This window comes from Mesorhizobium sp. M7A.F.Ca.ET.027.03.2.1 (genome assembly GCF_003999175.1).
Taxonomy (GTDB): domain Bacteria; phylum Pseudomonadota; class Alphaproteobacteria; order Rhizobiales; family Rhizobiaceae; genus Mesorhizobium.
Window position 1 is genome coordinate 1 of sequence record NZ_RZOM01000147.1, and the last position, 8507, is coordinate 8507.

Consider the following 8507-nt stretch of genomic DNA (forward strand, 5'->3'; position numbering starts at 1 on the left):
CGGTGAAGCTGATCTTTCGAATCTTGGAATTGGTGCAGAGTTCACGGCCCACGCGATCACCTTCGGACGCATAGATCAGGTTGACCACGCCATCGGGAAAGCCGGCCTGATGGGCGAGGGCGAACATTGCGCCAGCCACAAGCGGCGTCTGTTCAGCGGGCTTGAGCACGATTGTGCAGCCCGCAGCCAAGGCCGGCGAGATTTTGCGCGCCACCATGGAGGCCGGGAAATTCCATGGCGTGATCGTGCCAACAACGCCGATGGGCTGCTTGATCACTAGCATTCGGCGGTCTGTCGAGGGTGCCGAGATCGTCTCCCCATAGACGCGATTGGCCTCTTCGGCATACCATTGCAGATACGCCGCCGCATGCGATACCTCTGAAATGGCTTCGGCAAGCGGCTTGCCCATTTCCGCAGTCAGAATCGCGGCGAGATCGCCTGCATGGTCGATGATCAGCTGATGCCATCGCCAAAGAACGTCGCTACGTTCTCGGGCCGTCAACGCGGCCCATCCCGACTGCGCAACATAGGCCTTGTCTACCGCAGCACGTGTCTCCTCCACGCCCATATCGGGAAGCTCTGCCAAAACTTCGCCGGTCGACGGATTGACGACCTCGAACGTCTTATTGCCAACTGGTCTGCCGAGTGCCGGCAGGCGGTCGATGGCTCCAAACAGGTGCGGGGATTTCAGGCGACGGATCATCGGCAGGCACAGGGGCAATACCGGATTCCTCCTCAACGCAGCGAACATCCAGGTCGACGGGCCGTCAGTGTGTATTCTGCACCAGTGGGTTCGTCGTAGGGCCTCGGCAAAGCAGCTGGTAGACCACGCTAGCCCGATGAAAAGACAGCAGTTTCGTTAGTTTGAGTGCCCGCGGTTCATCAATTGATGGATTAAGCAGTCGGATGTTTGCTTCATCCACCATGCCTGCTGGTGGCGTGCGACTGAATTCTGCAAAAAGGCGGCATACATGCTGAGGAGCGCCATTTCGGCGAGAGGCCGCCGGACCGCCAATGCCGCGCAAGGTCGGCGAAAACGACTCCGCGCGTCTGCATGATCTGCTTGGCCCACGGGCCTCCAACGCTCTTCCCACGAGAAGCCCCGATGAAGAAGGAAGGTGTGATGAGTTTCTTTACTCATCCTTGCCGCCCAGCGGCGGGCCGACCACCAAAATGGCGGGCTCGGCCGAAAGCAGCTTTTTGGCCGCCGCCTTGACCTGTTTGAGCGTCACCCGACCGATGCTGCGGGCGCGACGCTGGTTGTAGTCGACGTCGGCCTTGTGAATCTGCAAATCCAGGAGCCGGTCTGCAATCGAGCGGGTCGAGCCCAGTTGGTCGATGGCATAGGCGCCGATCAGGTGCTTCTTCGCCGCCTTGAGCTCGGCCCCGGTCGGTCCTTGCTGCGCCATCTGCTTTACCACATCTCGCACGATGCTCAGTGTTTGGGCAGCGCAGTCCGAGCGTGTCTCTGTCGTAACCAGAAGCGAGTCAAGGGTTAGTTCAGAGCTGACGTGATAGGCAAGGCCGCGTTTTTGACGTACCTCCTCGTAAAGGCGGGAAGTCAAGTATGAGCCGCCAAGGATGTCGTTCAGCAGCACGGCCGCGTAGAAATCCGGCGCGCTAGGCTTCACGCCAGGCCAGGCCAACGTCAGCGAAGTCTGCGGCAGGTCGTAGTTCTCCTCCACCAGTTGACCGAGTTTCGGCGCGACATCGTAGACGGGGACGAGGGTTTGTTGCTCAGGCAAATCACCAAACAGCTGGTCAAGCCTTTCCCTCAACGTGTTCGCGTCAATGTCACCCACCACGGCAATATGGAGCCCGTCGCGAGCGAAAATGGCCTGGTGGAAGGCGCGGAGGTCGGACGGCGTGATGCCGGGGAGGCTCTCTTTTGTGCCTTCTCCCGGCCTTGAACAAGGATGCGCGCCATAGATCGCGCGCAGCCATTTGCGCTGAGCGATGGCGTTAGGGTCTCGCTCGCTGCCGACGATGCGGGAGACAATCTCGGCGCGGACGCGATCGATCGGCCCCTGCTCGAAGCGCGGCGCGTTCAGCGCGAGCCGAAGCAGGCCGAACGCCGCGTCCTGCTTTTTGGAAAGCATGCACATCGATCCGTAGATGTCGTCGCTTTGCGCGTCCAAACTCATTTCGGCGCCGGCATGGTCGAGCTTCACCTGGAAGGCACCGCTGTCGTAATGGCCAGCGCCTTCGATGAACAGGCCGGCCATCAGTTTGGCCATCCCCTCCTTCCCGACCGGGTCCTGCTTGGTGCCGCCCTTGAAGGCAAAGCCGATGTTGACGATTTCCACTGTGTGGTCCTCCACCAGCCAGGCGATGATGCCCTTTTCGGACTTCACCTCCTGGATGTTCATCGCAGCATGGGGCCGAGCGCCGAGCGTCATCTCTTGATTCTCCGTCTTGGGCAAGAGATAGCCCGTGGTCGAACGGTCGAACGCGAGATAGCGGGCGGCAACTGCTTTGATTTGCTCGGGGGTAACCTTGCGGATGCGATTCGGCCGTTCCTCGACATCCTTCACGGTACCGCCGGTGGCCAGCGTCGAGCCGTAGATGCTGGCGAGCCAGTCCAGGTTGTCTTCCGCAAAGATCATATTGAGCAAATAGTGGTCCTTGGCCTTGCCTAGTTCCTCGTTGCTGACACCATCCTCGGCAATGCGGGCAACTTCGGCAGCGGCCGCCGCTTCGAGATCAGCCAGCTTGGCATCGCCGCGCGGTGCGCCATAGATGGCGAACTTGGTGTCGTCGAGCACAGTGCCCTGGAAATAGACGCGGGCGCTGGAAGCGATACCTTGCTGGACAGCGAGCGCCTGGTAGAGCCGGCCGCGGTTACCGCCGCCGAGAATTTCGGCCAGCAGGTCGAGCGCTTCGGCCTCGCCCGGCTTGGCGGTGTGGTAGGACGGCACCACCCACTGCGTCGAAAAACTGGGCACGCTGACGCGGGCGTCTGAGAGCGTGACGGTGCGCCTGGTGTTCTGCTCGGGCTCAACCGGCCGGATGCGCGGCGGCAGGTCAGGTCCGCGCGCCACCTTGCCATAGGTCTTTTCGGCCAGCGCCCGCACCGTGTCCGGTTCGACATCGCCGGCCACGATCAGCACGGAGTTGTTGGGCCAGTAGTACTTTTCATAGAAGACGGTGGCGTCGACGCGGTTCAGCTGCTCGATCTCCTGCATCCAGCCGATGATCGGGATGCGATAGGGGTGGTTCTGCCACAGCGTCGCGTCGATCTCCTCATGGAGAACGTCCTGCGGGTTGGTGTCGGTGCTTGAGCGGCGCTCCTCGATGACCACATCGCGCTCGGTCTTGACGCCATCGTCGGTCAGGATGAGGTTTCGCATTCGGTCGGCCTCGAAGCTCATCATCAGCTCGAGCGCCGACGGCGCCACTGTCTGATAGAAGGCGGTGTAGTCGGAGGAGGTGAAGGCGTTGTTGGAGCCGCCGATCTCGAACACTGCGCGGTCGAATTCGCCGCCCGCATGGTTGGTCGTCGCCTTGAACATCAGATGCTCGAAGAAATGGGCGATGCCGGATTTGCCCGGCGGCTCGTCGGCGCTGCCGATCTTGTACCACACCATGTGGGTGACGATCGGCGCCCGGTGGTTGGGAATGACGACCACCTCCATGCCGTTGTCGAGCACGAAATCCCTCGCCTTGCCGTCCTCCCATGCGACGGGGATCGGAGCCGGCCCCGCGCCGACCAACTCGGACGCAACGGACGTCCTGCGAAGCCCATGAGTGCGGGGCTTGCTTGGTAGTTCTGGTAGGGAGAGTGGGGTTATGGGCTGCGTTCCTGGCAAAGTGATCTGTTCCTCATTTTGAAGGATCTATGTCTCCCGAACGCCTATTGGGAGAAAGTGGATCGGCACGCGACGCCGAGCCACATGAGCCGTCAGCGTGTTGCTGGGCCTGACGCGAGCCTCATCTTTGGATGCGTCCGGGAAACTTTCGGCATGGTGAGGCCATGGGAAGTCTGCTCGTTATCCATTGGGTGTTTGCGGATACCTGAGCATGCCCCGTGCCAAGTAAGAAAGCCCCGATTCGCAAGGTTTGATCCAACCTTGATACTTGCGATATCCGACATTGTCGGGCATCCGACAGAAAGCGCCTTTCGCCGGCGCGCCGGCTATGACGCTCGCCTCCTCCGGCGTGACGACGATCCTTTGGCGGGCGCCGCGCACACCGATCTGCCCGCCTATCAGCACCGCGACATCGAAGGACAGCGCGATCGTGACTGGATGGGTCTTACGCAAACATGCAGCAGTGCCACCGCGATCAGGACTTCATCCGCCCCACAAAGACCCGAGCGCGAGGGACGACGTGTAAGGCTAATGATGCCGCGCATAAAGAGGTAAGGTCCCTCGTCGTACCGGCGAGCCCCTTCGCTGGGTCTCGCGAGGGTCTGGTTTGCGAACGTCGACCGACAGCATCACGGCATGGGCGGCCCCATCGGTAGGCAAGCATTGACCGTGCCATCAGCGTTGAGGCAGCGCAGAGCCCAATTTCCCGGTGCCAGCCGGTACGTTGGAGCTTCAACTGTGGCCAGCCAAGCGGGCCGAGGCCGTGAAACTCCTGATACCCTGGACCGTCCGGATTGCAACGCACGACGCCTTGGTCTCGCGCCAACGTCCATTGACGCTCAGCGAAGCATCATGCGGACGAGCTGGGAAAGCTTGGCCGGGCCGGCGCCTTCCCAGGCGCATGGGACGCGCGACGACCCATGTGGACCTTGGATTTCACTACGCACTTACGCTGCTTTGGCCTTGTCAGCAGCCTGAGCATAAAGCGTGCTCAGCTTTCAGGGCGAGCCTCTTTCATGTTGATAGCATCTGTCGTCATTCAGGATCGCCCCATTTTCGCATGCCGCTTGCAGCTTTCAGACTGTTGTCAGCCAGGGCCGCCATAAAGGGTCTCGTTTAACGCATTCGGGAGGCTTCATCACTCGACCACATTAATTTCGGGCGGTTCGCCGGCGCTCCGAATGGCACTTAACACCAGATCCTCTCCAAACCCGTGATGATCCAAGAGGAAAACGAAAAATCCCTAAATCATAAAAAAGCACCGATACGGTCGGCTCCAGGCTGATGAAATTGCGGTCTCACTGGCCACGCACGATACTTGCGATGGCGATGGCCATTGCAAAGGCCGGTCAAGCACCCAAGACGCTGACAAGCACGCCTCCGACCAAAGCTCGATCGTTGGCAGCCTTTCTAGCCGTATACTTGGGGCATTTTGGGACGGCGATCCGGACGCCGATTAAAACCTGCCGGTCGTCTAAATGGAATGGTTGGTCCGGGTCCTTACTGGACCCCGCCAACCCGATCGGGCCGGCGCACAGGGGCACCCAGACAATTGGACACGTCGCCTTTGCGCGGCGGCTTGCACTTTCTCGGATGGCCTTTTTTCTCCCCGGGCGAAATCGAGCGAGCGGTGAGGCGGAGCCTTCGATTTTGCCGATCATGTCGTGTCGCTTCGATCGAACTGCTCAGACGATGATAGCGGCATTGATTGCCGCGGCCGAAATGCGTTGTGTGAAGTACGATTTCTACGCCGTATACATACTGCCGTACAGTTCGCCCTGTCAGCAGCCTTGCCAGCAATCCGCCCTGTGTCCAACTGTCGTCGAATTCACCGGTGTCATTGAGGAATTCGTATGATCGCCTCGAAACCATCATTGCGACCGCGGGCGGGCGACGCAAGCTCTAGACTGCCACCGATCCGCTGGATAACCATGTTAGCGATATGTAGACCAAGGCCTGAGCCCGCAGCAGGAGTAGCACCACGACTAAATCGCTTTGTAAGCCCTTCGAGGTCGGGGAGGGGCACCACCGGTCCGGCGTTTGCAATAGCGATGGTTCCATCAGTTTGGACGGAAACTGTTGTCGGAACAGTGGGCAGTCCATGTATCAGCGCATTCTCGATCAGGTTACGAAGGAGGATCCCAAACGCATCGACATCCACTTTGCGCATCAAAGTGGTGCAGCCGTCGACGTTAAGATGCAGGCGTCCGGCATATTGCGGCTTTTTCCTCAGGTCGTCGATTTCCAGCCGAACCGATCGGACAAGATCGATCGCGTGATCCGCCATGCCAACCCCCGATTCGGCTTGAGCGAGCTGAAGCACTTTTTCGACAAGGCGGCCAAGGCTCGACAGCGCTTGCTCGATGCCGCGCGCACGCATTTTGGCCGACCCATTGGGAAGCTCGGCCACTAATCTCTGCATCTGAGCGATTGAACCTGCGATCGGCGTGCGCAGTTCATGCGCACTGTTTGCGGCGAACTCGCGTTCGGCCTCGAGAGCCGCCCGCAGACGATCGAGAAGCCGATTGACGGATGCCGCGATTGGAGCCAACTCTGCCGGGAAATCGCCCAAGTCCATTGGTGACAGATTGCCGCCGTCGCGCGATCCGATCTGCTGTCGCAGTACCTCGATTGGCCGCAGCGAGCGCCGGATCACGATCCACCAAACAGCTAAGCTAAAGGGCAGGAGCACGAGTGTCGGAAGGAAGACAAAAAGTGCGCCCTTCGCGATTGTGGTACGGCGGCCATCAAGCGGTTCGGCCAACTGATGATACACGCCGTCTTGGATCTCCTCTGTGTAGACGCGGTAATCAGCGTTTCCCCAAAAGCCGTTACTCAGGGGAGCATCAGGGAAGGGCTGCTGACCCTCTTCCGATTCGGAAATAAGCACTACCCCGTACTTATTAATAACCTGCTCACGATAGGTCCAGTACTTTTTATAAGTTGGCAAGTGGTTATTGTATTGATCAACGTGTTTTCCATTCAAGACCTTGATCAGCTCTGGTTCTCTGTACTCTGCGCTCGCCTGGAGCAAGTCATCCGAACTTTCGTTTACATTATTGCAAAAAATGAACGCAGCAATGGTTGGGGCGGCGATCCAAACCAGGAGCGTTGCCCCGCCTAACCACGATATCAGCTTTCTCGTCATGCTGTTCGAGTTCGTCATGTGACCACGAGCCTGTATCCGGAGCCACGCACGGTTGCTATTCTATCCCCGCCGATCTTCTTGCGGAGCCGGCTGACATAAACCTCCACTGTGTTGCTCTCGAACTCCGAATTGAATGAATAAAGCGCGTGCTCGATCCTCCCCTTTGAAACGACCGAACCGGGCCGGCGTAGAAGGCAGTCGAGCACCGCCCATTCGCGTCCAGACAGGTGGACCTCCTGCCCGTCGCGGAAGAGGCGTCGCTCGGCTGCCTGTATGGAAAGCGTCCCAACCGAAAATTGCGGCTCCGGAAAATGCCCTTGGCGACGTGCCACTGCACGGATGCGTGCCGAGAGTTCCCCCAGATCGAACGGCTTGACCAAATAGTCGTCGGCGCCAGCGTTGAGCCCCTCGATGCGGTGCGAAATCCGATCGCGGGCTGTCAGAATGATGACCGGCGTTGTATCAAGCCCCTTGATCAGCTCCCGCAGATAGTCGATGCCATTGCCGTCCGGCAGGTGAACGTCGAGCAAAATAACGTCGTAGCCGGCCACAGCTGCATGACCGCGCGCTCCGGACAGGCCCTCGGCCCAGTCGACCGCGTGGCCACCAGCCACCAAATGATCGTGCACAGCACTTCTAAGGTCGTCGTCGTCTTCAATGAGCAGTATTCGCATCAGGCTGCCGAGCTCCGGTATGAGGGCAAGGCTCCTGCCTTATTGATCGAAGCTGACAGTAGGCTGAACCGGCGCCAGCGAATATCTGGGGGCTTTCAGGCTGCTGTCAGCTACAATTGCAAGAAAGGGGTCGTTAACAAAGCCAAACGAAGAGGCCTTATGAAACCCCTCCTGATCTCGGCACTTTTGCTCAATGTGACCACCGGCGGCTGTACACTGGTTGGCGGGCAATTCGACGTGGCGGTCAACGAATGGCAGCCGCGCCACGCGTCAATGTCCAGGCTTGAAACTGACAGGTGTCTTAAATACGAGGGCACCGTAGCGGGTGCCTCCAGTTATCGAACAGTGCCTAGCAGGTCAGAAGTGCACTTTGACCATAGGGGTCGTCCGTATTTTCGGCGCTCGCGAACAGAGTCGACGGTCAATCGATGCGCCACTGCCAGAGTCTGGAACGGTCAAGTGTTTGTTATCCCCCGTCCGGGCCATATTCTCTGCCGAGGACCAAGAAGGCCCTATTTTCGGTGCCCACGAACAGAGCCAACGGTCAATCGATGCGCCACTGCCAGGGTCTGGAACGGTCAAGTGTTTGTGATCCCCTGTCCCGGCCGTGTTCTCTGCCGAACTCGCCCTTGTAGTCGGCACACCAAAGATCGTTAGGGCGACAGCCGTTTGAAAGTGGTGTCCCCGTCGCCCTGTTGCGCCTGCGCTTGCGGCGCTCGACCATGCCGGCGGTCGAGCACGGCATGCACGGTCGAGATCGCGGGCCGGTGCACATCCGGATACAGCCGGGCCAGCCGCTCGCGTATCTTCGGCGCACCCCATGTCGGCTTGTCTTGCTTGAGGCGCACAATCAGCTTCTCGATTTGAAACGGAAGC

4 protein-coding genes and 2 pseudogenes are annotated in these 8507 nt (G+C 59.6%); all 6 read right to left on the bottom strand.

Translation table 11 applies throughout. The annotated features are described in order from the left end of the window. Positions 1 to 703: aldehyde dehydrogenase family protein (locus tag EN750_RS09260; RefSeq protein WP_245482659.1), on the bottom strand; the 703-nt coding region annotated here is incomplete at its 3' end. A 430-nt stretch (positions 704 to 1133) separates the two neighbouring features. Next, positions 1134 to 2399: a pitrilysin family protein gene (locus tag EN750_RS09265; RefSeq protein ID WP_236383468.1), complete on the bottom strand. Its 1266-nt coding sequence runs from the start codon at positions 2397 to 2399 to the stop codon at positions 1134 to 1136. Between the two features lie 9 nt (positions 2400 to 2408). Beyond that, positions 2409 to 3713 (bottom strand): annotated as a pseudogene (locus EN750_RS09270) (pitrilysin family protein); the annotation flags it as partial. 1933 nt (positions 3714 to 5646) lie between these two features. After that, entirely contained in the window at positions 5647 to 6957 is a 1311-nt protein-coding gene (locus EN750_RS09275) for a HAMP domain-containing sensor histidine kinase (RefSeq protein ID WP_189526116.1), read from the bottom strand. A gap of 14 nt (positions 6958 to 6971) precedes the next feature. Beyond that, entirely contained in the window at positions 6972 to 7631 is a 660-nt protein-coding gene (locus tag EN750_RS09280; RefSeq protein ID WP_024505389.1) for a response regulator transcription factor, read from the bottom strand. Positions 7632 to 8250: 619 nt separating this feature from the next. Then, positions 8251 to 8507 (bottom strand): annotated as a pseudogene (locus EN750_RS09285) (integrase); the annotation flags it as partial.